This is a genomic window from Ramlibacter tataouinensis, assembly GCF_001580455.1.
Lineage (GTDB): Bacteria > Pseudomonadota > Gammaproteobacteria > Burkholderiales > Burkholderiaceae_C > Ramlibacter > Ramlibacter tataouinensis_B.
The window spans coordinates 35,435-57,801 of the sequence record NZ_CP010951.1 but is presented as its reverse complement, the minus strand read 5'-3'; the positions used below and the strand labels follow the sequence as shown (position 1 = coordinate 57,801).

22 protein-coding genes, 1 tRNA gene and 2 riboswitches are annotated in these 22,367 nt (G+C 67.7%); of the genes, 8 read left to right on the top strand and 15 right to left on the bottom strand.

Annotated elements, in window-relative coordinates; all coding sequences use genetic code 11:
* The first annotated feature begins 133 nt into the window (after window positions 1-133).
* Window positions 134-1,159 carry a D-alanyl-D-alanine endopeptidase gene (gene pbpG / locus UC35_RS00320; RefSeq protein ID WP_061494980.1) on the top strand — a complete coding sequence of 342 codons (1,026 nt, stop codon included), beginning with the start codon at window positions 134-136 and terminating at the stop codon, window positions 1,157-1,159.
* 61 nt (window positions 1,160-1,220) lie between these two features.
* On the opposite strand, the gene UC35_RS00315 is transcribed toward pbpG, so the two are convergent.
* The 3 genes from UC35_RS00315 to aat are packed head-to-tail and all read right to left on the bottom strand — an operon-like array spanning window position 1,221 to window position 3,575.
* A complete protein-coding gene (locus UC35_RS00315) occupies window positions 1,221-2,018 on the bottom strand; it encodes an IclR family transcriptional regulator (protein ID WP_061494978.1) in 798 nt (265 codons plus the stop codon).
* 55 nt (window positions 2,019-2,073) lie between these two features.
* Entirely contained in the window at window positions 2,074-2,829 is a 756-nt protein-coding gene (locus UC35_RS00310; protein ID WP_061494976.1) for an arginyltransferase, read from the bottom strand.
* Window positions 2,826-3,575, bottom strand: coding sequence for a leucyl/phenylalanyl-tRNA--protein transferase (aat, locus tag UC35_RS00305; RefSeq protein WP_061494974.1), 750 nt, complete (start codon window positions 3,573-3,575; stop codon window positions 2,826-2,828). The genes UC35_RS00310 and aat overlap by 4 nt, the downstream gene beginning before the upstream one ends.
* A 67-nt stretch (window positions 3,576-3,642) precedes the next feature.
* On the opposite strand from aat, the gene UC35_RS00300 reads away from it, so the two are divergent.
* Window positions 3,643-4,788: a tetratricopeptide repeat protein gene (locus UC35_RS00300; protein ID WP_158513848.1), complete on the top strand. Its 1,146-nt coding sequence runs from the start codon at window positions 3,643-3,645 to the stop codon at window positions 4,786-4,788.
* Between the two features lie 520 nt (window positions 4,789-5,308).
* Here UC35_RS00300 and UC35_RS00295 read toward each other — a convergent pair.
* A tRNA-Asn gene (locus UC35_RS00295) sits at window positions 5,309-5,384 on the bottom strand.
* A 134-nt stretch (window positions 5,385-5,518) separates the two neighbouring features.
* A riboswitch (TPP riboswitch) is annotated at window positions 5,519-5,622 on the top strand.
* A 47-nt stretch (window positions 5,623-5,669) separates the two neighbouring features.
* Between UC35_RS00295 and thiM the strand changes: the two genes are divergently transcribed.
* The 3 genes from thiM to thiD are packed head-to-tail and all read left to right on the top strand — an operon-like array spanning window position 5,670 to window position 7,970.
* Window positions 5,670-6,500, top strand: coding sequence for a hydroxyethylthiazole kinase (gene thiM / locus UC35_RS00290; protein WP_061494970.1), 831 nt, complete (start codon window positions 5,670-5,672; stop codon window positions 6,498-6,500).
* Window positions 6,497-7,144, top strand: coding sequence for a thiamine phosphate synthase (gene thiE / locus UC35_RS00285; protein ID WP_061494968.1), 648 nt, complete (start codon window positions 6,497-6,499; stop codon window positions 7,142-7,144). The genes thiM and thiE overlap by 4 nt, the downstream gene beginning before the upstream one ends.
* Window positions 7,137-7,970 (top strand): bifunctional hydroxymethylpyrimidine kinase/phosphomethylpyrimidine kinase, encoded by an 834-nt coding sequence (gene thiD, locus UC35_RS00280; RefSeq protein WP_061494966.1) that lies wholly within the window; start codon window positions 7,137-7,139, stop codon window positions 7,968-7,970. The genes thiE and thiD overlap by 8 nt, the downstream gene beginning before the upstream one ends.
* On the opposite strand, the gene UC35_RS00275 is transcribed toward thiD, so the two are convergent.
* The 8 genes from UC35_RS00275 to UC35_RS00240 form a co-directional block, all read right to left on the bottom strand.
* Window positions 7,967-9,277 carry a purine-cytosine permease family protein gene (locus UC35_RS00275; RefSeq protein ID WP_061503605.1) on the bottom strand — a complete coding sequence of 437 codons (1,311 nt, stop codon included), beginning with the start codon at window positions 9,275-9,277 and terminating at the stop codon, window positions 7,967-7,969. The genes thiD and UC35_RS00275 overlap by 4 nt on opposite strands.
* Window positions 9,268-9,367: riboswitch (TPP riboswitch) on the bottom strand. It overlaps the preceding gene by 10 nt.
* Before the next feature lie 67 nt (window positions 9,368-9,434).
* The gene (locus tag UC35_RS00270) at window positions 9,435-10,535 is read right to left on the bottom strand and encodes an NAD(P)/FAD-dependent oxidoreductase (RefSeq protein WP_061494964.1); all 1,101 of its coding nucleotides are present in this window, start codon (window positions 10,533-10,535) and stop codon (window positions 9,435-9,437) included.
* Window positions 10,536-10,542: 7 nt separating this feature from the next.
* The gene (gene fdxA, locus UC35_RS00265) at window positions 10,543-10,875 is read right to left on the bottom strand and encodes a ferredoxin FdxA (protein WP_061494962.1); all 333 of its coding nucleotides are present in this window, start codon (window positions 10,873-10,875) and stop codon (window positions 10,543-10,545) included.
* A 70-nt stretch (window positions 10,876-10,945) separates the two neighbouring features.
* Window positions 10,946-12,253: a sulfate adenylyltransferase subunit 1 gene (locus UC35_RS00260; RefSeq protein WP_061494960.1), complete on the bottom strand. Its 1,308-nt coding sequence runs from the start codon at window positions 12,251-12,253 to the stop codon at window positions 10,946-10,948.
* A complete protein-coding gene (gene cysD, locus UC35_RS00255) occupies window positions 12,253-13,185 on the bottom strand; it encodes a sulfate adenylyltransferase subunit CysD (protein ID WP_061494958.1) in 933 nt (310 codons plus the stop codon). The genes UC35_RS00260 and cysD overlap by 1 nt, the downstream gene beginning before the upstream one ends.
* On the bottom strand, window positions 13,182-13,937 hold the full coding sequence (locus UC35_RS00250) for a phosphoadenylyl-sulfate reductase (RefSeq protein WP_061503604.1): 756 nt from the start codon (window positions 13,935-13,937) through the stop codon (window positions 13,182-13,184). The genes cysD and UC35_RS00250 overlap by 4 nt, the downstream gene beginning before the upstream one ends.
* Before the next feature lie 8 nt (window positions 13,938-13,945).
* Window positions 13,946-14,335 carry a DUF934 domain-containing protein gene (locus tag UC35_RS00245; protein ID WP_061494956.1) on the bottom strand — a complete coding sequence of 130 codons (390 nt, stop codon included), beginning with the start codon at window positions 14,333-14,335 and terminating at the stop codon, window positions 13,946-13,948.
* Complete coding sequence (locus tag UC35_RS00240) at window positions 14,335-16,158, bottom strand: nitrite/sulfite reductase (RefSeq protein ID WP_061494954.1); 1,824 nt, start codon at window positions 16,156-16,158, stop codon at window positions 14,335-14,337. Before UC35_RS00240 ends, UC35_RS00245 begins: the two co-directional genes overlap by 1 nt.
* A 208-nt stretch (window positions 16,159-16,366) precedes the next feature.
* Between UC35_RS00240 and UC35_RS00235 the strand changes: the two genes are divergently transcribed.
* Complete coding sequence (locus UC35_RS00235; protein ID WP_061494952.1) at window positions 16,367-17,104, top strand: response regulator; 738 nt, start codon at window positions 16,367-16,369, stop codon at window positions 17,102-17,104.
* 276 nt (window positions 17,105-17,380) lie between these two features.
* Here UC35_RS00235 and mnmC read toward each other — a convergent pair whose 3' ends face one another.
* Both mnmC and UC35_RS00225 read right to left on the bottom strand, forming a co-directional pair.
* Window positions 17,381-19,213, bottom strand: coding sequence for an FAD-dependent 5-carboxymethylaminomethyl-2-thiouridine(34) oxidoreductase MnmC (gene mnmC, locus UC35_RS00230; protein ID WP_061494950.1), 1,833 nt, complete (start codon window positions 19,211-19,213; stop codon window positions 17,381-17,383).
* 9 nt (window positions 19,214-19,222) lie between these two features.
* Window positions 19,223-19,495 (bottom strand): oxidative damage protection protein, encoded by a 273-nt coding sequence (locus tag UC35_RS00225; protein ID WP_061494948.1) that lies wholly within the window; start codon window positions 19,493-19,495, stop codon window positions 19,223-19,225.
* 120 nt (window positions 19,496-19,615) lie between these two features.
* Between UC35_RS00225 and UC35_RS00220 the strand changes: the two genes are divergently transcribed.
* On the top strand, window positions 19,616-20,638 hold the full coding sequence (locus tag UC35_RS00220; protein WP_061494946.1) for a sulfate ABC transporter substrate-binding protein: 1,023 nt from the start codon (window positions 19,616-19,618) through the stop codon (window positions 20,636-20,638).
* Between the two features lie 31 nt (window positions 20,639-20,669).
* Here the strand turns inward: UC35_RS00220 and UC35_RS00215 are convergent, their stop codons facing one another.
* Window positions 20,670-21,320, bottom strand: a complete 651-nt coding sequence (locus UC35_RS00215; protein WP_061494944.1) for an FMN-dependent NADH-azoreductase — start codon at window positions 21,318-21,320, stop codon at window positions 20,670-20,672.
* 127 nt (window positions 21,321-21,447) lie between these two features.
* Between UC35_RS00215 and UC35_RS00210 the strand changes: the two genes are divergently transcribed.
* Entirely contained in the window at window positions 21,448-22,362 is a 915-nt protein-coding gene (locus tag UC35_RS00210; protein WP_061503603.1) for a LysR family transcriptional regulator, read from the top strand.
* Window positions 22,363-22,367 lie beyond the last annotated feature (5 nt).

The window sequence follows — 22,367 nt, the reverse complement described above, 5'->3', positions numbered from 1 at the left end:
TAATTGACACATCGAATTAAAAAAGTTACATAAGTCGTTGTTCCTGTGTAACTTTTCCGAGGCTCGACACGCCACACTTGAGCCTCGGTATGTGTCAGGGAGATCTTTCGTGTTGAGAGAAGCCTCGCCCGCGATGAGCCACACATTGAAGCATTTCCTCCAGTCGGTCGCCCTGACCGCTTTTGTATTCAGTTTTGCGCCCGTTTCGGCGGCCGACGCCGTTCCCCCGCCCAAGGGCAAGGTCGCGAAAAAGGCGGAAAACCGCCGCGTCCAGCGCAATTTCACCGCCAGCATCCGCCGCAAGCCCGCGGCCATGCGTGCGGTGGCCACCAAGCCCTCGTTCGGCCAGATCGCCGGCCTGCACCTCGCCGCCGATGAATTGGCGCTGAAGTCCAGCGTGGCGCTGGTGATCGACCAGGACACGCGCGAAGTGCTGCTGCGCAAGAACGATTCGGCGGTGCTGCCGATCGCGTCGATCACCAAGCTGATGACCGGCATGCTGGTCAGCGAGGCCAAGCTGCCGATGGACGAGATGATCACCATCACGCAGGAAGACGTCGACACCGAGAAGCACAGTGGTTCGCGCCTGCGCGTGGGCTCCTCGCTGTCGCGCGGCGAGCTCTTGCACCTGGCGCTCATGGCCAGCGAGAACCGCGCCGCTCATGCACTCGGCCGTACCTACCCCGGTGGCATGGACGTCTTCGTGGGGCAGATGAATGCCAAGGCGCAGGCGCTCGGCATGAAGGACACCCGCTACGTCGAACCGACCGGCCTGTCCAGCCGCAACCAGTCGAGCGCGCAGGACCTGGCGACGCTGGTGCACACCGCCTACGAAGATCCCGTGCTGCGCGAGTTCTCGACCTCGCCGGGCTACCAGGTGGCCGTGGGCAAACGCACGCTGCAGTTCAACAACACCAATCGCCTGGTCAAGAACCCCGATTGGGAGATCGGCCTGCAGAAGACCGGCTACATCTCGGAAGCCGGGCAGTGCCTGGTGATGCAGGCCAGGGTCGCGGGCCGCAAGCTGATCATGGTGTTCCTGGACTCGGCCGGCAAGCTCAGCCGGATTGGCGACGCCGAGCGGGTCCGCCGCTGGGTCGAAAGCCAGCCCGCCGCCCTGACGCCGGCCACGACGATGATCCGGCAGGTCAGCGGTTAAGTAGTCCGCTAAGTATCCGCTTCGGCCCGCTTCGCGGGCCTTGTCCTTTGGGTTTCAGGGCTTAGGCAGCGGCTTTGGTGTGCGAAGCCCGGTAGCCCAGCGCCGCCGAAATCTCACTGGCGGTGGCCTGCAGCTTGGTCAGCCAGCCTTCGTCCAGGCGGTCGGCGGGGGCCGAGATCGACAGGCCGGCCACCAGCTTGCTCTGGTCGTCGTAGATGCCGGCCGCCATGCAGCGAACACCGAGTTCCAGTTCCTCGTTGTCGCGGGCGATGCCGTACTGGCGGGCCTTGGCCAGTTCGCGCTCGAGTAGGGGCAACTGGGTGATGCTGTTGCGGGTGTGGCCGGCCAGGCCGGTGCGCGTGGCGTAGGCGCGCACGCGCTGGGGCTCGTCGGCAGCCAGGAACAGCTTGCCGGTGGAAGTCAGGTGCAGGGGCGCCCGGCCCCCGATGGCGCGCACCACCTGCATGCCCGAGCGCTCGCTGTAGGCGCGCTCGATGTACACGATCTCGTCGCCCTGGCGCATGCTCAGGTTGACGGGCTGCTGGATCTGCTTGTGCAGCTCGCGCATGGGCGCGAGCGCGGCGTCGCGCACGTTCAGGCGGCCCTTCACCAGGTTGCCCAGTTCCAGAAGCCGCATCCCCAGGCGGTAGCTGCCGGCCTCGGGCCGCTCGACGAAACGGCCGGTGGCCAGGTCGTTCAGGATGCGATGGGTGGTGGAGGGATGGAGGCCGGTCCTTTCGCTGATCTCCTTGAGCGACACGGCCTCCTCGCGCGAAGCGAGGACGTCGATCAGCGCGAACATGCGTTCGATCACCTGGATGGTGGGAGTGGCCGGCGCGCCGGCCTCGGACTTTCTCATGAAGATCGGGAAGAGCGAAGGGCTCGCCGATTTTATCTTATGAAATGCTGCCGACCTAATCGGGGCGTCCGGCGGGGCCGCCCGGAACCCATTGGCCGTCGACCAGCACCTCGTTGGGCGCGAAACGCGCCTTGTAGTTCATTTTCGGGCTCTGCCCGATCCAGTAGCCCAGGTAGACGTGCGGCAGGCGCAGCCGCCGGGCCTGCTCGATCTGCCACAACACGCTGTAAGTGCCGTAGCTGGCCGAGGCCTGCGGCTCGTAGAAGGTATAAACCGCCGACAGGCCGTCATTGAGGACATCCAGGATGGACACCATGCGCAGCGCGCCGGGCGAGCCGTCGGGCAGCGTCTCGCGGAATTCCACCAGCCGCGAATTCACCCGGCTTTGCAGCAGGAACTGGGTGTACTGGTCGATGCTGTCGTGGTCCATGCCGCCGCCGGCATGGCGCCCGGTCTGGTAGCGCAGGTACAGGTGGTAGTGCTCGGGCACGAAGCACAGCTTGAGAACGCGCGCCTGAAGGTCGCTGTGGCGGGTCCAGGCCCGGCGCTGGCTGCGGTCTGCTCGGAAGGCCTCACTGAGTACCCGCAGCGGCACGCAGGCCCGGCAGCCGTCGCAATAGGGACGGTAGGTGAACATGCCGCTGCGGCGAAAGCCGCTGGTCACGAGTTCGGAGTAGGCGTCGTTGTGGATCAGGTGGCTGGGCGTGGCCACCTGCGACCGTGCCTGCTTGCCCGGCAGGTAGCTGCAGGGATAGGGTGCCGTCGCGTAGAACTGCAGTGTCTGGAGCGGAAGGTCCTTGAGGTGCGTCACGGCTTTCGCGGCAGAAGTTCGTCCCAGTATACGGGGTCGAATCGCCAAGGCGGAGGTGGTTTTCTCACGCTCTGTGCCACCTGCGCCACGAATGCCGCGCGCGGGATCTCCCGCGCGCCCAGCGAGGCGAGGTGCGCGGTGTTCTGCTGGCAGTCGATCATGCCGATGCCATGGCGGCGGCAGAAGGCCACCAGGCCCGCCAGCGCGATCTTCGATGCGTCGGGCACGCGCGTGAACATCGACTCGCCGAACACGGCACCGCCGACCGACACGCAATACAGCCCGCCTGCCAGCTCGCCGTTCCACCAGGTCTCCACGCTGTGCGCGAAGCCCGCGCGGTGCAGGGCCGCGTAGGCGCGCACCATGCGCGGCACGATCCAGGTGCCCGACTGGCCCGGGCGCGGGCTCGACGAGCAGGCCCGGATCACCTCGTCGAAAGCGCCGTCGATGCGAAGCTCGAAGGAGGGATCTTCAAGCAAGCGCAGCAGCGTCTTGCGCAGCGACCGGTGCAGCCTGAATTCGGCCGGCATGAGCACCATGCGCGGATCCGTGCTCCACCACAGGATCGGCTGGCCTTCACTGAACCAGGGAAAGATCCCGGCCGAGTAGGCGCGGCGCAGGGTGTCCACGTCCAGCACGCCGCCGGCCGCCAGCAGCCCCGGCGCCGGGTGCCGGGTGTCCCACGCTTGCGAGGGATCCGGAAAGGGATCGCCGGGGTCGAGCCAGGGCAGGTTCATCGAGTTCATGCGAAGCCTCGCCAAAGACGGGCGACGCTGCTATTGTGGGGCGTCAGGACTTGCGCTGGAGAACTCCATGCTGCACCGGGCTCATGCTGCGATCGTTTTCGCATTGGCACTGGCCGGATGCGCGTCCGCGCCGACCCGGATGCCGGAGCCCTCGCCGTGGATGGATGAGGCGTTCGGCTGGCAACCCGCGCTGGTGGCCGTTCAACCTGCCGATTTGTTCCGGCTCGACCCGGAGCTGGAACGCAAGCTGGCCGAGCCCGCGCTGCTGCAGGCCAGCACCGGCCAGCGTCTCAAGCGCCTCCTGGGCGTGGTCTTCGGTCCTGAAGGCCGCGGCTTCGCCTACGCGGGCGGCCACTCGACCACGGCAGCCGAGACCTGGCGCAACAAGAGCGGCGACTGCCTGTCGCTTACCGTGCTCACTTACGCCGTTGCGCGCGCCATGGGCGTGTCCGCGCAGATGCAGGAAGTGCAGGCGCCGGCGATCTTCGACCGGCGCGGGCAACTCGATGCGGTGAACCAGCATGTCAACGTGCTGTTTCCTCGCGCCTTTCGCGACGTGCCCGGCGACCCGGCCGGCCGCGACATCGTCGTCGACTTCGAGCCGGACTTCGCCACCGGCCAGCGTGGCACGCCGCTGACGGAAGCCGGCATCGTCGCTCGCTACTACAACAACATCGCGGTGGAACACCTGGCGCGCGGCCGCCACGACCTGGCCTACGCCCACTTCAAGGCTGCCATCCAGGCCCAGCCGGACTATGTCGCGTCCTACGGCAACCTGGCCGTCCTGTATCGCCGGACCGGGCAGGAGCAGGAGGCGGAACGGCTGCTGCGGCGAGCGGTGGCCATGGGTGGATCGACAGATGCATCGCTGCATGAGCTGCACCAGCTGCTGGTGGACCAGGGTCGCATGGCGGAGGCCCGGCAGTACGCCCGGCGACTCGAGGCCCGCCGCGCGGCCGACCCGTACTACTGGATCGGCCTGGGCATCCTGCACCTGCAGGACGACGAACCCCGGCGCGCCATTGCAGCGCTGGAGCGCGCCCGCAGCCTCGCGGCGGGCTTCCAGGAGGTTCATCGCTACCTGGCGGTCGCCTACGCCCGCGCCGGCGAGCCGTGGCGTGCGAACCAGGAACTCCTCGCCCTGGCTTCGCTTGGCGCGGGGCAAGGTGAGCTGTCGGCGCTGCACAAGAAGTTCAAGCGGCTGCAGCCTTGAAGGGCAGTGGTCTGGCGGGCAAAAAAAAGCGGGCCGGTCTAGCCGGCCCGATACCTTGGAGACTTGAGACACACCCTAATGGCAGTACGAAGCTTAGGCTCAGCGGCGGCCTTGGCTTGTAGGAGGCTCAGCAGTGGACTTTGTAGGCGAACACGCCGTGTTGCTGTCGATCCCAGTGGCTTGCGGCCCTGTTTTTCGAGAACTTTTGCACGGCCGGTCTGTGCATGAGGTGTGGACGCTACTAGAGGGTCCCGGAAGCGCCGCGTGGTCCACCGACGCTGCTGCCCCTGGAGCCTGGCGCACCCATCGTGCTGGTATCGGAGGGCCCGGACATGTTGGAACAGGCGGCGAGCAAGCTGATGATGCCTGCGCACAGGAAAAGTTTGGCCATGATGCTGATCTTCTCCATTCAGGTTTGGCAGGAGTGCCACGAATCAAGAACTCGGCTTATATCGCTCCAAAGCGAGTCATAAAGCGAAAACGGCGAGAAGAACGCTCTTCTCGCCGTTGCGCTTGTTATTGGCTCCTCGACCTGGGCTCGAACCAGGGACCTACGGATTAACAGTCCGGCGCTCTACCGACTGAGCTATCGAGGAATATTCTCTTCGGTCTGTGGCAGCTGCCGTCGTACCGTTGAAGCCCTCGATTATAGCCTGAATTCCGGTCCTTACCTCATCCGTCCCACAACTCGTCCGTGAAAAACGGTTCTGCAATTCCGGCGCCATAGAATCGCAGTTGCTAGAGGTGCCCCGCCTGTTGGTGCGGTGGGGCTGAGAAACACTCTTGGTACCTGATCTGGGTCATGCCAGCGTAGGGAAGCACCGCCCTGATGGGCCTTCTTCCGCCGTCGATCCCGGATCCCATCCGCCACAAGGAACGACGTGAACACTTCCCTGACCGCTGCCGATCTCTGGGCCGACATCGCTGCCGTGCGTACGCGCGTGCCGCTGGTCCACAACATCACCAACCTGGTGGTGATCAACCTCAACGCCAACGTGCTGCTCGCCGCCGGCGCCGCGCCGGTGATGGCGCACGCGCATGAAGAGGTGACCGACATGGTGGGCATCGCGCAGGCGCTGGTGGTGAACATCGGCACGCTGGATCCGTACTGGGTGCAGAGCATGGAACTGGCGCTGCGTGCTGCGGCCGAACGTCGCATCCCCTCCGTGCTCGACCCGGTGGGTGCCGGCGCGACGCCGTATCGCAACAAGACGCTGGAGCGCCTGCTGGGCGGCGCCGCGCCGACGGTGATCCGCGGCAATGGCTCCGAGGTGATGAGCACGGCAGGTGCCGCGATCCAGACGCGCGGCGTCGAGAGCAGCGCCGCGGCCGGCGACGCCCTGGGCGCGGCGCGCGCACTGGCTCAGCGCACCGGCGGAACGGTCTGCGTCAGCGGCGCGACCGATCATGTGCTCGACGCCCAGGGGCGCTGGAGCCGGCTGTCCAATGGCCACGAATGGATGACGCGCATCACCGGCATCGGCTGTTCCGCCACGGCCCTGGTCGGCGCGTTCTGCGCCGTGCAGCCTGACGCCTGGCGCGCCACGACGGCAGCCATGGCCCTGCTGGGCGTGGCCGGCGAGATCGCCGCCGAGCGGGCGCAGGCCGCCGGGCAGGGTGTGGGCAGCATGCAGGCGCTGCTGCTCGATGCCCTGCAACTCACCGACCAGGACAGCTTCCAGCGCCGCCTGCGTCTCGAGGTGGGGCAGTGACCGATGGCGCCGCGCTGCGCCGCCATCTGCGGCTGTACCTGGTGACCGACCAGGCCCTGTGCCGCGGGCGCCAGCTGGCCGACGTGGTGGATGCGGCGGTGCAAGGCGGCGCCAGCTGCGTGCAGCTTCGCGAGAAGGAGCTGTCCACCCGCGATTTCCTGGCCCAGGCGCTGGCGCTCAAGACGCTGCTGGCGCCGCGCGGCATTCCTCTGGTGATCAACGATCGGCTGGACGTGGCGCTGGCCTGCGGGGCCGAGGGCGTGCACCTGGGCCAGAGCGACATGCCGGCGCAGGAGGCGCGCCGGCTGTTGCCGCCGCATGTGTTCATCGGCTGGTCGGTCGAAACGCCGGAGGATGTCGTGCGCAGCGCGCAGTTGCCGGTCGACTACCTTGGGGTGAGCCCGGTGTTCGCGACGCCGACCAAGACCGATACCAAGACACCCTGGGGGCTGGACGGGCTGCGCCGGGTGCGCGACATGACGCGCCTGCCCCTGGTGGCCATCGGCGGCATTCACGCCGGCAACGCAGCGGAGGTGCTGGCGGCGGGGGCGGACGGCCTGGCGGTGGTCAGCGCCTTGTGCAGCGCCGACGATCCCTGCGCGGCGGCGCGCGCATTGCACGAAGGAATGACAAGCCATGTTTGACCACCAGTACCCGCGCGTGCTGACGATCGCCGGCTCCGACAGCGGCGGCGGCGCCGGCATCCAGGCCGACCTCAAGACCTTCTCGGCCCTGGGCTGCTACGGCATGACGGCCATCACCGCGCTCACTGCGCAGAACACGCGTGGCGTCAGCGGCATCCACGCGGTGCCGCCGGCGTTCCTCAAACAACAGCTGCAGGCGGTGATCGAGGACATCGGCGTGCATGCGGTGAAGATCGGCATGCTGCATGCACCCGAGATCGTCGAGGTGGTGGCCTGGGCCATCGACACCTACCACCTGCCGAACGTGGTGCTGGATCCAGTGATGGTGGCCACCAGCGGCGACCGGCTGATCGCCCAGGAGACGGTGCAGGTGCTGGTGCGCGAGCTGTTCCCGCGCGCCGTGCTGGTCACCCCGAACCTGGATGAAGCCTCACTGCTGCTGGATCGTCCGCTCGCGAATACGGAGGCGCTGCAACCGGCGGCGGCCGACCTGCTGGCCCTGGGGGCGCGCGGCGTGCTGCTCAAGGGCGGCCACCTGCCGGGCGAGGAGGTCGTGGACGTGCTGGCGCATGCGGGGGCTTTCGAGCACTTGCGCGCCGCGCGCATCGCCAGCGGCAACACGCACGGAACCGGTTGCACGCTGTCGTCGGCCATCGCCTGCGGGCTGGCGCTGGGCCTTGGCCTGCGAGAGGCCGTGGTGCAGGCGCGCGAGTACGTGCGGCGCGCGCTCGCGACCGGCGCGAGCGTGCGCACCGGCGGCGGCCATGGTCCCTTGAACCACGGCCACGCGCCGGTGTCCGCGCGGCTGCTGCCCTTGCCGGCTTAGCGGGGGCTCTTGCGCGTGGCCCAGGCCAGCGCGAAGGTCAGGGCGAGGGCGGGCAGGGCGGCACCCAGGCTGGGTGCGTAGGCCTTGCAAAGGTGGAAGGTCGCCACGCCGGCGAACCAGATCGCGATCGGCAGCGCATTGGCCCGGCGCGCGCGCGCCAGCTGCGCCACCGCATCGACCCCGAACGCCAGCCGGCCCAGGATCACGCCGAACAGGGGCACGAACACCGAGCTGAGCAGCAGCAGGAAGGGCTCCAGGGCGTGCATGGGCAGCACCAGCGCGAAGCCCGTGCACGCCAGTGCCATCACCAGGCCCCAGCGCCGGATGGTCCAGCGCGGCGCCAGGCTGTGGGCGGAGACGGCGCCGGAGTAGGCATCGCCATAGGCGTTGTCGATTTCATCGATGAGGATCAGCGACAGCGCGAGCAGGCCGCCCTGCGCCAGCAGGAGCGCCGTCACCAGGTCGGGGCTGGGCAGGGTCAGCGCGACCAGCACGCCCAGCGCGTAGCACCAGGCGTTGGCCAGGGCATAGCCCAGCCAGGTGCCGCGCAGCGCCGCGCGGCCGCTCGAACCGTGGCGCGCATAGTCGGCGACCAGGGGCAGCCAGGAAATCGGCATCGCGATCACCAGGTCCAGTGCCGGCAGCACGCCCATGCCGCCTTCGCCGGGCCGGTTCCACAGCGCCTGCCAGCCTTGCGACTGCGCCATGCCGAGGAATTGCCAGGTGAGCCACAGGAGCGAAAGCACCACCAGCGGCAGCGCGATGCGCGAGATCAGCCGCCGGACCAGCCGCACCATGGAGCCGGTGGCCAGCAGCGCCAGCAGCCCGCCCCACAGGAGCGCTGCCGCCAGGGACCAGGCCGGCCCGGCCGTCGCGCCAGCCTGCTGCGCGATGGCCACGGTGGCATCGCGCATGACCGCGATCTCGAACGCGCCCCAGCCGACCAGTTGCACGATGTTCAGGACCACGGGCAGCCTGGCGAAGGCGCTGCCGTAGACCGCGTGCATCAGGCCGGCGCTGGCCAGGCCGCTGTCGCATCCGAGTTTGGCGACCCAGGCCAGCAGGCCGGCACCGAGGATGGAGCCGGCGACGATGGCGAGCAACGCATCCCTGGTGCCCAGGGCCGGGACCAGATAGGCGCCGACCTGCATCACCAGCAGGCCGACGCCCAGGCTGAACCAAAGCGCCGCGTGATCGCGCCAGCCGAACAGGCGGTCGGCCGAGGAAACGGGGGTGAGGGCCAGGTTGGCCGCGGAGCTCGCGGGCAGCGTTGCTGCCGCGGAAGAAGAAGCTGTTGTCGTGGTCATCGTTGCCTTCCCTGCGCGAGGATTACCTCAATCAGGTTCAAAGGGACTGTCTCAGTCACGCCTTGCGGCGCAACACCCCTAGCGGATGCGTGAGTGATTCACGCGGAAGCAATTCTAGCGGCCTCGAGGCCGCCGCCTTCGCACGCGCTGCAAACGATCAGTCGAACACCGGGGTTTCCACGCCAAGCACCTTGTGCAGCTTGGGGGATGTGGTGGTGTACTGCAGGTGGATTTTCTTGTCCGGGAAGATGAAGGGCGCCGCGCCGAAGGCGGCCAGCGCGCACTCGTGGAAGCCCGAGAGAATCAGCTTCTTCTTGCCGGGATAGGTGTTGATGTCGCCGACGGCGAAGATCCCCGGGACGCTGGTCGAGAACTTCTCGGTGTCGACCACGAGCTGCTTGCGCTCGATGTCCAGGCCCCACTCGGCGATCGGCCCGAGCTTGGGCGACAGGCCGAAGAACACCAGCAGCACGTCCAGCGGAACGACGCGCGTCACGCCGTCGGCCGCGGTGACCTTGATGCCTTGCAGGCGGCCGTCCTCTTCCTCGAAACCGGTCACTTGGCCGACCAGGAACTGCATCTGGTGCGACTCGCACAGCTCCCTCATCTTCGCGACCGAGGCGGGCGCCGCCTTGAAGCCGTCGCGGCGGTGGATCAGGACCACGCTTTCCGATTGGTGGGGACCGTCCTGCGCGAAGTTCAGGGCCCAGTCCAGCGCGGAGTCGCCGCCACCGACGATCACCAGGTTCTTGCCGGCGAAGTCGGCCGGGCTCTTGACCCGGTAGAACAGCTGCGTGCCATCGAACTTGTCGAGGCCTTCCACCTTGAGTGTGCGCGGCTGGAATGCGCCAACGCCCGCGGCGATGAAGATGGTCCGGGTGAGGAAGCGCGTGCCCCTGGAGGTCTCGACAAAGAAGCGCCCGTCGTCCTGGCGCTGGACAGTGGTGACTTCCTGCCCGAAGTGGAAGGTGGCGCCGAAGGGCTCGATCTGCTTGAGCAGGCTGTCGGTCAGCTCCTGCCCGGTGCACACCGGCACCGCCGGGATGTCGTAGATCGGCTTGTCGGGGTACAACTCCACGCACTGGCCGCCCGGATGCGGCAGCGAATCGATGACGTGGGCCTTGATCTCCAGCAGGCCCAGCTCGAACACCTGGAACAAGCCGACGGGACCGGCCCCGACGACGACCGCATCGGTTTCGATGGGGCCGTCGTGGGCGGCTGCGGTCTTGAGCACTTCGGGGTCGAGCTTCGCTTCCATGAGTCCTTTAGGGGCGGATCAGCTCGGAGAGCTTTCCGGTCTTGTCCTTCCATTCCTCGGCATCCGGCAGCGCGGGTTTGCGCTTGGTGATGCTCTTCCAGCCAGGCTGCTTGGACAGTTCGGCGTTCAGCTTGATGAAGCTGAGCTGGTCGGGTGGTGTGTCTTCCTCGGCATAAATGGCGTTCACCGGGCACTCGGGGATGCACACCGCACAATCGATGCACTCATCCGGGTCGATGATGAGGAAGTTCGGCCCTTCGCGGAAGCAGTCCACGGGGCAGACGTCCACGCAATCCGTGTACTTGCAGCGGATGCAGGATTCGGTGACGACGTGAGTCATTGATGTGATGGGTCTATGGGGGACTACCCCCGGATTTTAGGGCGGCGCCTGCCACCCTACTTGCTCAAGCTCAACGAACCAGCACCGCCCCTGAGGTCTTGTGGCTGGCCGTATCCACCAGCACGAGCGAGCCGAGCCTGCGGGAATCGGCGTAGGGAACAGCCGGCAAGGGCTCCTGCAGCGCGAGCTCCACGTGGCCGATGGCGTTGGGTTCGAGCTGCTGCGCCTCGCCAGGGGCCAGCGTGTCGATGTCCAGCCTGTGGACGATGCGCTTGACCTTCGCCTTGACCCAGCGATGGCCGTGGAGCGCCCAGTAGGCACGGCCGGCCACCAGGGGCTCGTCGTCCATCCACGCGACGGTGGCGGACAGCTCGAGCAGCGGCGCGGGCGCGTCCGGCGCCAGCAACCAGTCGCCGCGCGAGACGTCGACCTCGCGGTCCAGCACCAGCCCGGCGCTGTGGCCGGCAGGTACCTCGGCCGGCTGCCGCACGTGATTCAGCACCTGGGCCACCTTGGCAGTCTGCCCGCCGGGCATGACCTTGAGCTCCTGCCCGGGCTGGATGCTGCCCGTGGCGATGCGGCCCCAGAAGACTCGGCGGCCCTGGCTGGTGTCCGAGGAGGAGGAGAATTTTTCGACCCATTGCACCGGGAAGGCGAAGGGCTCGTCGGCCTCGGCCGAGGCGACATCGAGCTGCTCCAGCCACTGCAGCAGCGACAGGCCCTCGTAGCCGCACCAGCCGGGCGTGGATTCCACCACGTTCTGGCCCTTCAGCGCCGAGATCGGAATGATCGCCCGCACGGCAATCCCCGCCGCTTCGGCGAACCCGGCGAGGGCGCCGGCGATGTGGCGGAAGGCGAGTTCCGGGTCTTCCACCGCGTCGAGCTTGTTGACCGCGAACAGGATCGAGGGCACGCGCAGCAGGTTGACCAGCAGCGAATGGCGGCGCGTCTGCGGCAGCAGTTCCAGGGCGGCGTCGCGCCATTGCAGTTTGGTGGCATCGACCAGCACCACCGCCGCGTCGGCGCTGGAGGCGGCTGTGACCATGTTGCGGGTGTACTGCTCATGGCCCGGCGCGTCGCCGATGATGAACTTGCGCGCCGGCGTGGCGAAATAGCGGTAGGCCACGTCGATGGTGATGCCCTGTTCGCGTTCGGCCGACAGGCCATCGGTGAGCAGCGCCAGGTCGGTTTCGCCCGAGCGCTGCACGCCGGCGAGCTGGTCCTGCAGCACCGCCTTGCTGTCGACCAGCAGGCGGCCGATCAGCGTGCTCTTGCCGTCGTCGACGCTGCCGCAGGTGATGAAGCGCAGGGCCGAGACATGGTCGTGCTCGGCGGCACGGTGAACGGCAGCAGGCTGCTGGAGATCGCGGGCCGACATCAGAAATACCCGTCCTTCTTTCGTTTTTCCATGGAGGCGTCCGAGGTCTTGTCGTCCATGCGCGTCGCGCCGCGCTCGCTCACCTCGGCCGAGAGTGTTTCCAGCACCACCTCGGCGGCGCTGGCGGCGGGGCTTTCCACCGGGCAGGTGCAGGTGATGTCGCCCACGGTGCGGAAGCGCACGGTGCGCGTCTGCACCTGCTCGCCGTCGCGCGGCGGCGTGAGTTCGGTCACCGGCACCAGCAGGCCCTTGCGCTCCACCACCTGGCGCTGGTGGGCGTAGTAGATCGAGGGCAGGGCGATGTCCTCGCGCTCGATGTACTGCCACACGTCCAGCTCGGTCCAGTTCGAGATCGGGAACACGCGGAAGTGCTCGCCGGGCGCGAGGCGGGTGTTGAACAGGGTCCAGAGCTCGGGCCGCTGCGCCTTCGGCTGCCATTGGCCGAAGCTGTCGCGGTGCGAGAAGATGCGTTCCTTGGCGCGCGCCTTCTCCTCGTCCCGGCGGGCGCCGCCGATCAGCGCGTCGAAGCGGAATTCCTCGATCGCTTCCAGCAGGGTGACCGACTGGTGGGCGTTGCGCGACTCGCCCGGGTGGGCCAGGCGCACCGTGCCGCGCTGCATCGAGTCCTCGACGCTGCGCACGATCAGTTCGGATTCCAGCTCCTTCGCCCGCAGGTCTCGGAACTGCGTGACTTCAGGGAAGTTGTGCCCGGTGTCGATCATCAGCAGCGGATACGGAACGCGCCCGGTGCCGAACGCCTTCTCGGCGCACTTGAGCAGCACCAGCGAATCCTTGCCGCCGGAAAACAGCAGGGCGGGCCGCTCGAACGCGGCGGCCACCTCGCGCAGGATGAAGACCGCTTCCTCTTCCAGCGCATCGAGGTGCAGGTTGCCCACGCGCGTGAGCAGCGGGGGATCGACACGGGCGTTCATGAGAGGGTTTCTTCCTTGGTTTGATGCTTGACGTGCAGGCCGCACTCCTTGACGGTTTCATCCTCCCACCACCACCTGCCGGCGCGGAAATCCTCGCCGAGGCTGATGGCGCGGGTGCAGGGTGCGCAGCCGATGCTGGGATAGAACTCGTCGTGCAGCGGGTGGTAGTCGACCCCGTGCAGCCGGATGTAGTGCCACACGTCGCCCCAGGTCCAGTCGGCGAGCGGATTGAACTTGGTGCGCGGCTCGCTGTCGTCCTGCAGCGGCACCTCGGCCCGGGCTGCCGACTGCTCGCGCCGCAGGCCGGTGATCCAGGCGCGCTGGCCCTCGAGCGCGCGCGCCAGCGGCTCCACCTTGCGGATGTGGCAGCAGGCCTTGCGCAATTCCACGCTGCGGTACATCGCCTCCTTGCCTTCGCGGCCGACGAAGTGCACCACCGATTCGTTCACCGGCTGGTACACCTGCACCCGCAGGCGCGGATTGGCCTGGGTCCGCGCCAGCAGCTCAAGCGTCTGCGCATGCAGCATGCCGGTATCGAGCACGAACACCGGGATGTCCAGGCCCAGCGTTTCGATCAGGTGAGTGATGACCACGTCGTCGGCGCCCAGGCTGGAAGCCTGCGTCAGCGGTGCGTACTGGGCCGCGGCCTGGCGCAGCAGCTCCCGGGTCAACGCGAGCTTGGCCTCGAAATTCCTGGAGGCGCGAGCGTGCAGGTCGACCGCCCGGGGGCGCGCGGCGCCCGGCAGAGGCATGGCCGCGGTCACGCGGTCCTCCGGAACAGCGGGGAGTGCTGGGTCGCGTCGCCCTGGTAGTACTGCGGATAGCGATCGAACTGCCGCTTGGCGTCCGCCGGGTCCTTGCCTTCCTTGAGCACGGCGCTCGAGAAGCCGCTGCGCTGCATCTGCACCAACTGGTCGATCAGCACGTCGCCGGTGGCGCGGATGTCGCCGGCGAAACGCAGGCGGCGGCGCAGTAGCCAGGCCTGGCTGAACGCCCGGCCATCGGTGAACTTGGGGAAGTTCAGCTCGACGCGCGCGATGCCTTCGAGCGAAACCTCCAGCGGGTCCGCATCGTTGGCCAGTTGCAGCACGCCGGAGGAGGCCTCGGCTTCCTGGTCCTGCACGCTCAGGATCTTCAGCAGCTGTTCCATCACGCCACCTCCTTTTCCGCAAAGCGGGCGGCGTTGGCGGCGGCCTTGAAGGGCTCGATGCCGACCCGCCGCAGCGTCGCGATGAAGGTTTCGGACTTGCCATCGATGCTGATGCGTTCGCGCCGGTAGGCGTCGATCACGGCCTCGACCACTTCGGGCACTTCGGCAGCAGAGAACGAGGGCCCCACCACCTTGCCCGGCGTCGCCGGCCCCGACAGGTGGGAGCCATCGGCGCCGCCGAGCGTCACCTGGTACCACTCCTTGCCGTCCTTGTCGACGCCGAGGATGCCGATATGGCCCGCGTGGTGATGGCCGCAGGAGTTGATGCAGCCGGAGATGTTCAGGTCGATCTCGCCGATGTCGTAGAGCTCGTCCAGGTCCTGGTAGCGTTGGGAGATCGCTTCGGCGATCGGGATCGAGCGCGCATTGGCCAGCGAGCAGAAGTCGCCGCCGGGGCAGGCGATCATGTCGGTGAGCAGGCCGATGTTGGACCGCGCCACACCGGCGGCGCGGGCGGCATGCCACAGCTCCGGCAGGTCGTCCTGATGGACCCAGGGCAGCAGCAGGTTCTGCTCGTGCGTGACGCGCGCTTCGCCGGCAGAAAAGCGCTCGGCCAGCAGGGCGGCCGCTTCGAGTTGCTCGGCGTTGGCATCGCCGGGTGCCTGGCCCAGGCGCTTGAACGAGAGGGTGACGGCGCGCAATTCGGGGTTCTTGTGCTCGTGCACGTTGTGCTGCAACCAGCGGTCGTAGGCCGGATCGGCTTCGGCGCCGGCGCGCACGATCTCATGGATGCGCTTTTGCGCGCTGTCGCGCTCGCGATGGAGCGCGGGTGGCACGAAGCAGGCCGCGACGCGGTCGAATTCGGCCCGGGTGATCGTGTGGGGTGCCCCGTCGTGTTCGACGATCGCGCGGAACTCTTCCTCGACCTGGTCGATGTAGCGCTGGCCCTCGGCCTTCACCAGGATCTTGATGCGCGCCTTCCACAGGTTGTCGCGGCGGCCGTAGCGGTTGTAGACGCGGATCACTGCCTCGACGTAGTTGAGCAGCTGATCCCAGGGCAGGAACTCACGCACCACGGTGCCGATGATGGGGGTGCGGCCCATGCCGCCGCCCACCTGCACCCTGAAGCCGAGTTCGCCGGCCGGGTTGCGCAGCAGTTGCAGGCCGATGTCGTACCAGCCGATCGCCGCGCGGTCTTCTTCGGCGCCGTTGATCGCGATCTTGAACTTGCGCGGCAGGAAGGCGAACTCGGGATGCAGCGTGCTCCACTGGCGCAGGATCTCGCAGAAAGGGCGCGGATCGGCGATCTCGTCGGGCGCGATGCCGGCCAGCTCGTCGCTGGTGATGTTGCGGATCGTGTTGCCGCTGGTCTGGATGCCGTGCATGTTCACGCCGGCCAGCAGGTCCATGACGTCGGCGCTCTTCTTCAGCGGGATCCAGTTGAACTGGACATTGGTGCGGGTCGTGAAGTGGCCGTAGCCGGTCTTCAGGTGGGAGGCTACCGAAGCGCTACTGCCGGGCACCGGAACCTCGCCCAGGGCGAGCTGCTTCTCCTGCGCCTCGCGCAGCAGGTCCGCATCGGGCTGGTCGTACTCGCGGGCGATCCTGGCCAGCACGCGCAGCTGGGCGCTGGAGATCTCGCCATACGGCACCGCCACGCGCAACATGGGCGCATAGCGCTGGATATACCAGCCGTTTTGCAGGCGCAAGGGCCGGAACTCATCGTCGCTGAGCTTGCCCGCAAGATTGCGCTCGAGCTGGTCGCGGTACTGCGCAGCACGCTGGCTGACGAACTGTCGGTCGAATTCTGTGTACTGGTACATGGCTGGCGACCCGGTTTTGGCCGGAAGAGCCGCAATGTACGGAGCGAGCTTATGAAACCAAACTATTTTTTTATTCGGCCGTTATGCGGATAAGCTTATGCAGCAGCATCGGCGCGGGTCGGCCCAGGGGCATTGCCAAAAAGCCGGATAAGGCCGCGATGAGCCATCGGGCCGCCATAATCGCGGGCGAACATCAAGCACATCAGGGATGGCTCAGCGCATCTTCATCAAGGTGATCGGCTTTTCGGACGTGGAGCGCCACGCCCTCAACTCGCTGTTTCGGCTGTCCGAGCAGCGCGAGACGGTCTATGCCCTGTGGGAACCCGGGGCCCCCGAAGAGCCGGCCTTGGCCTTGATCGACGGGCAGAGCTACGAAGCGGGCGTCCAACTCGTCCTGCCGCAGGAACACCAGCTTAAGTTCATCTGGATCGGGTCCCGGGCGCCGGCGCAGGCCTGGGGCGCCTTCGAGCGGCCGATTTCGTGGCCGGAGGTGGTGCATGCAATGGATGACTTGTTCGCGCCGCCGCTCGATCTCGATGTCGACTTGGACGGGGCCGATACCCTTCCGCCGCCATTGGAGGCCACGCCGCGCAAGCGCGCCCTGATCGCGAGCGCCGACCGCGACGAGCGCCTGTATCTGCGCGCCAAGCTGTCCCTGGTCGACCTGACGCAGGCCGACGATGCCGAGTCGGGTGCGCAGGCGCTGGAGTTGGCCCGCGACAACGACTATGCGGTCGCGCTGGTCGATATGGAGCTGCCCGACATGCAGGGCTGGGAGTTGCTGAGGGAGCTGGCCGGAGGGAAGCGGCAGATTCCCCACGTCATCGCCACCAAGCTCGGCGCTTCGCTCGGGGAGCGGGTGCGGGCACGACTGGCCGGACTCGACGGACTGTTCGACAAGCCGCCCGACCCGGCGCGCCTGCACGAACTGCTGCAGAAGGTCTAGCGTCCTAGTGTCCTGTCCCACTGAAACTTGACATTTCGTTCGGATGCCTGCGGGGATGATCGGTGGGTGGCCATAGGGGGTCAAGACTGGGCGTCTTGACCCCCTATGGGCGCCCGCCGAGGGCCCCGCAGGCGCCGAACCCTTCGGGCTGTGCCGTATCGGGGCGCATGCCGCGTTGCGGCCACGGGTCAAGCCGCTCAGGCTTGACCCGCACCCACGCCTTGCCTGCGCCCCGATACGGCGCAGCGAAATGCCAAGTTTCAGTGGGACAGGACACTAGCGTTGCGCCTGCCGCGCGGGGTGCAGCGCCTGCGCCAGGCGCTCCGGCAGAGGCAGGGGCTCATCATGCAACTGTGCCGCCAGCAGCTCCGCGCACAAGGCGCTGAAGGTCAGCCCGCGCGAGCCCATGGCGGTGCTCACCCACAGGCCCGGTTCGAGCTCGCCCGCGAGCGGGCGGCGATCGGCCGAAGCGCAGCGCACCTGCGCCCACTGCTGGACGGCGCCGCCGGCAAAGGCCTGCGCGAATGGCCCGGCCAGCGCGGGCAGCAACTCCTGCAACCGCTGCAGGTTGGCGGCATGGTCGGCATCGTTGGGCGCGGTGTCGGTCTGTCCGCGCCCGTAGGTCGAGCCGCAGAACCACGCGAAGCCGCTTTCATGAGGCACCGCCGGGATGAAATGCCCGTTGCCGTTCACCGGGAAAGCCGGCAACCGGAGTTCGTCGTGCTGGACGGCCCAGGCGATCTGCCCGCGCACCGGCTGCAGCCTGAAGTGGTGTCCGGCCAGCCGCGCGCTGTCGTGCGCCGCCGCGATGACGACCAAGGCGGCTGAAGCGGCCTCGCGGCCCTGGGCATCGACCACGCGCCACCGCTTGCCGTCGCGCTCGATCCGATCGACCGCGACACCGCCGCGCCAGCTCACGCCGGGCTGCGCCAGCCAGGCGCGCACCAGCGCGGGCAGCCGGACCCACGCCGCCTGCTCATGCCAGAGGGCCGGGCTGGCGTCTGCGAGCAGCGCCGCCTGCTTCTCGGACGGCTGGGCCGGGCGGCTCCAGGCCGCCTGCGCCTCATCGACCTTGCCCTCCGGAGCGCCCTTGCTGACCCGGTGCTCGAGCGCGCCGCTGCGGCGCCAGTCCCGGCCCTCCTGCAGCAGCATCGCCGCCTGCTGCATGGTCACGCGAACGCCGCATCGGCTCAGTTGCGACAGCAGGTTGTCGTCGGGCGAGAAGTGGGGCGCCAGCAGGCCCACGGGCAGGGCCGAGGCCCCGGCCGCCGGCTGGGCGGCTGCGTCCAGCACGGTGACGGCCCAACCGCGGCGCGCCAGGCTGGCCGCCGCCGCAGTGCCGGCCAGCCCGGCGCCGATCACCACGGCATCCTCGGGCGGCCGGGTCGCGCCGCTGCGCAGGCCGCGCGGCTCCCAAGCGGGGTCGAATCGCGCCCGGGTGCAATGCCGCTTGGGCGGCAGGCCATCCACCTTCTCGACGCGAAAGCCGCATTGCGCCAGCGCGCGCCGCACCTCGCCGGAGGCGGTCCAACTGGCCAGCCCGGCACCACGCCGGCAGTGCCGGGCCACGCCCTTGATCAGGTCGAGGCTCCACATGTCGGGGTTGCATCGCGGATCGAAGCCATCGAGGAACACCGCATCGGCGGTGAAGGCTTCGCGCCGCAGCATCTCGCCCGCATCGCCCACATGCAGCGTCAGCAACACGCGTGCGCCTTCGAACGCCAGGCGATGCACGCCCGGCACCAGGCCGAACCACTGGTCCGCCAGTTCCTGTGCCAATGGTTGGAGTTCGGGATGGGCCTGCGCGCTGCGCAGCAGGTCGCCGGCTGCCACAGGCCAGGCCTCGACGGAGATGAAATGCAGCAGGGCGGGGCGCGCGGGATCGTCCTTCCAGGCGAGCCAGGCTGCCAGAAAGTTCAGCCCCAGGCCGAAGCCGGTTTCCAGGATGCGCCATTGCGGCGCATGGGCCCAGGCTGCCGGCAAGCCGCAGCCGTCGAGGAACACATGGCGCGCCTGCGCGAGGCCGCCGGCGCTGCTGCGGTAGACGTCATCGAAGCGGGTGCTGCGCGGCATGCCGTCGCTAGCCCACTGCACCGCCTCCGGCGGCATTGGCGCGGCTTACTGCGACGGGGGCACGTAGCCTGCCGCCACGTCGGCGCCGCTGCCGAAGAAATGGTTCTCCATCTGGCGCTTGAGGTATTCACGCGCTCGCTGGTCGGCCAGGTTCAGGCGGTTCTCGTTCACCAGCATGGTCTGGTGCTTGATCCAGCCTTGCCAGGCTTCCTTGCTCACGTTTTCGTAGATGCGTTTGCCGAGCTCGCCGGGATAGGGGGGAAAGTCGAGGCCCTCGGCCTCGCGGCCGAGCTTGATGCAATGGACGGTGCGGGCCATGCGCGAACTCCTGGGTGCTGATTAGCGATTAGCTTATGCGGATAAACAACTGAAAACTTAGTCGTTCCAGTTCGATGAAGCGGCTTCCAGAATCCGCCCCATCACAACAGGAAACGAACCATGAGCCTACGCCGCGACTTTATCAAGATTCCCTTGGCCGCCACGCTGGGACTGGCGCTTTCGGTCGTGCCGGCGTTCGCGCAGGGGCCGTCCTTGACCCTGCTCAACGTCTCGTACGACCCCACGCGCGAGCTCTACGTGGAGTTCAACCAGGCGTTCGCCAGGTACTGGAAGGCCAAGACCGGACAGGACGTGGCCATCAAGCAGTCGCACGGCGGCTCCGGCAAGCAGGCCCGCTCCATCATCGACGGGCTGGACGCGGACGTGGCCACGCTGGCGCTGGCGGGCGACACCGACGCCCTGGCGAAGAACGGCGCCTGGGTGCCCGCGGACTGGCAGAAGCGCCTGCCGCACAACGCCTCGCCCTACACCTCGACCATCGTGCTTGTGGTGCGGCAGGGCAACCCCAAGGGCATCAAGGATTGGGACGATCTGGCCAAGACCGGCATCAGCGTGATCACGCCGAATCCCAAGACCTCGGGCGGCGCGCGCTGGAACTACCTGGCGGCCTGGGAGTTCGCCAAGCGCAAGTACGGCGGCGATGCGAAGGCGCGCGAGTTCGTGGCCCGGCTCTACGGCAACGTGCCGGTGCTCGACACCGGCGCGCGCGGCTCCACCATCACCTTCGCCCAGCGCAACCAGGGCGACGTGCTGATCGCGTGGGAGAACGAAGCCTACCTGCTCGAGAAGGAGTTCGGCGCCAAGTTCGACGTCGTCACGCCGTCCCTGTCCATCCTCGCCGAGCCCGCTGTCACGGTGGTCGACCGCAACGTCGACAAGAAGGGCACGCGCGCCGTGGCCGAGGAGTACCTGAAGTTCCTCTACTCGGAGGAAGGCCAGGACATCATCGGCAAGAACTTCTACCGTCCGGCGGTTTCGAAGAAGGCCCAGGACAAGTACGCCAAGCAGTTCCCGAAGATCAACCTGTTCACCATCGACCAGGCCTTTGGCGGCTGGGCGAAGGCCGACAAGGAGCACTTCGCCGACAACGCCAGCTTCGACCAGATCTATTCGAGGAAGTGAACAAGATGCCGGGGCGATCCCGGCATCTTCCTCAGGCGACGAGCGCAGCCGCTTCGTCGTTCGCCGCTTCGGTCACCGCGGCCTTGATCTCGATGTCCGCGTTGGCGAGTGCCTTTTGCTTCGCTTCCTCTCCCATCGCGACGCCTTCCGCGCGCACGAAGCGGACGTCGGTGATGCCGAAGAAGCCGAACACCGTCTTCAGGTAGCTCTCCTGGTGGTCGAGCGAGGTGAGGGCCGGGTTCGTCGAGTACATGCCGCCGCGCGAGGAGGCGACGATCACCGTCTTGCCGGCGGCCAGGCCGACCGGGCCCTTTTCGGTGTACTTGAAGGTGCGGCCGGCCTGCGCCACCCGGTCGATCCAGGCCTTCAGCTGGCTCGGCACCGAGAAGTTGTACATCGGCGCGCCGACGACGACCACGTCCGCCGCGAGAAACTGGCTGACGAGCTTTTCCGACAGTTCGTTTTCCTGGCGCTGCGCGTCCGACAGGCCTTCGGCATTCACGCCCAGGCGGAAGCCCAGTGAATCGAGGTTCAGGTGGCTGGGGGCTTCCCTGGCGAGGTCGAGGTGCTCGACCCGGCTGTGCGGATGCGTGGCGCGCCACTGGGCGACGACGCGCTGCGTCAATTCGCGGGAAACCGAGTTGCCGCCCAGCGGGCTGGAGTCGATGTGAAGCAGTCTCATGGCTGACCTTTCCTTGAATCAATGTTGGGCCGATTGGCTTGGGATTGATTGTGAGTACGGGTCAATCTATTGATAAGACAGCTGTTGTGCATTACATTGTCCTGATAATAGGACGATGGAGCAGCCCATGCAAGACTTCAACGACATGGTGTACTTCGCCGAGGTGGTGGACCGGGGCGGCTTCGCGGCGGCCGGCCGTGCCTTGGGCATCCCCAAGTCCAAGCTGTCCCGGCGCTTGGGCGAGTTGGAGCAGCGGCTGGGCGTGCGCCTGCTGCAGCGGACCACCCGGAAGCTCTCGCTGACGGAAGCGGGCGAGCTCTATCACCGGCATGCCGTCGCCATCCGTGAGGAAGCCGAGGCGGCGGAGCAGGCGGTCGCGCTGGTGCAGAACGAGCCGCGCGGCACGATCCGTGTGAGTTGCCCGGTGACGCTGGCGCAGACCACCGTCGGTCCCATCCTGCCGCCGTTCCTGAAGGACCATCCCCATGTGCGCATCGACATGGTGGTGACCAACCGCGTCATCGACCTGGTGCAGGAAGGCATCGACGTCGCCCTGCGCGTGCGGGCTTCGGTCGACGACAGCGGCAGCCTGGTCGTCAAAAGACTGGCGCTGACCCGCAGCCTGCTGGTGGCCAGTCCGCAGCAACTGGCGCGCGAAGGCCGGCCGCATTCGGCCGATGAGTTGCACAAACTCTCGACGGTGGCCATGTCCGCCGCGGACGGGCGCGCCAGCTGGCAGTTGCAGGATCCGCACGGGCGCGAGTTCACGCTGCAGCACAAACCCTGCCTCACGGCCGACGACCTGCTCACGCTGCGCTATTTCGTGCTGGAAGGCAATGGCATGTCCGTGTTGCCGGACTACATGGTCCACCGCGACATGCGCGAGGGCCGGCTGCAGGAGGTGCTGCCCGGCTGGGCGCCGGCGCCCGCCGTGATTCACGCCGTGTTTCCGTCGCGCCGCGGCTTGGTGCCGGCGATCCGGCGCTTCCTCGACTACCTCGGGGAGAACGTCACCGGTGAGGGCATCGGGTGCCCCACCTAGGACGC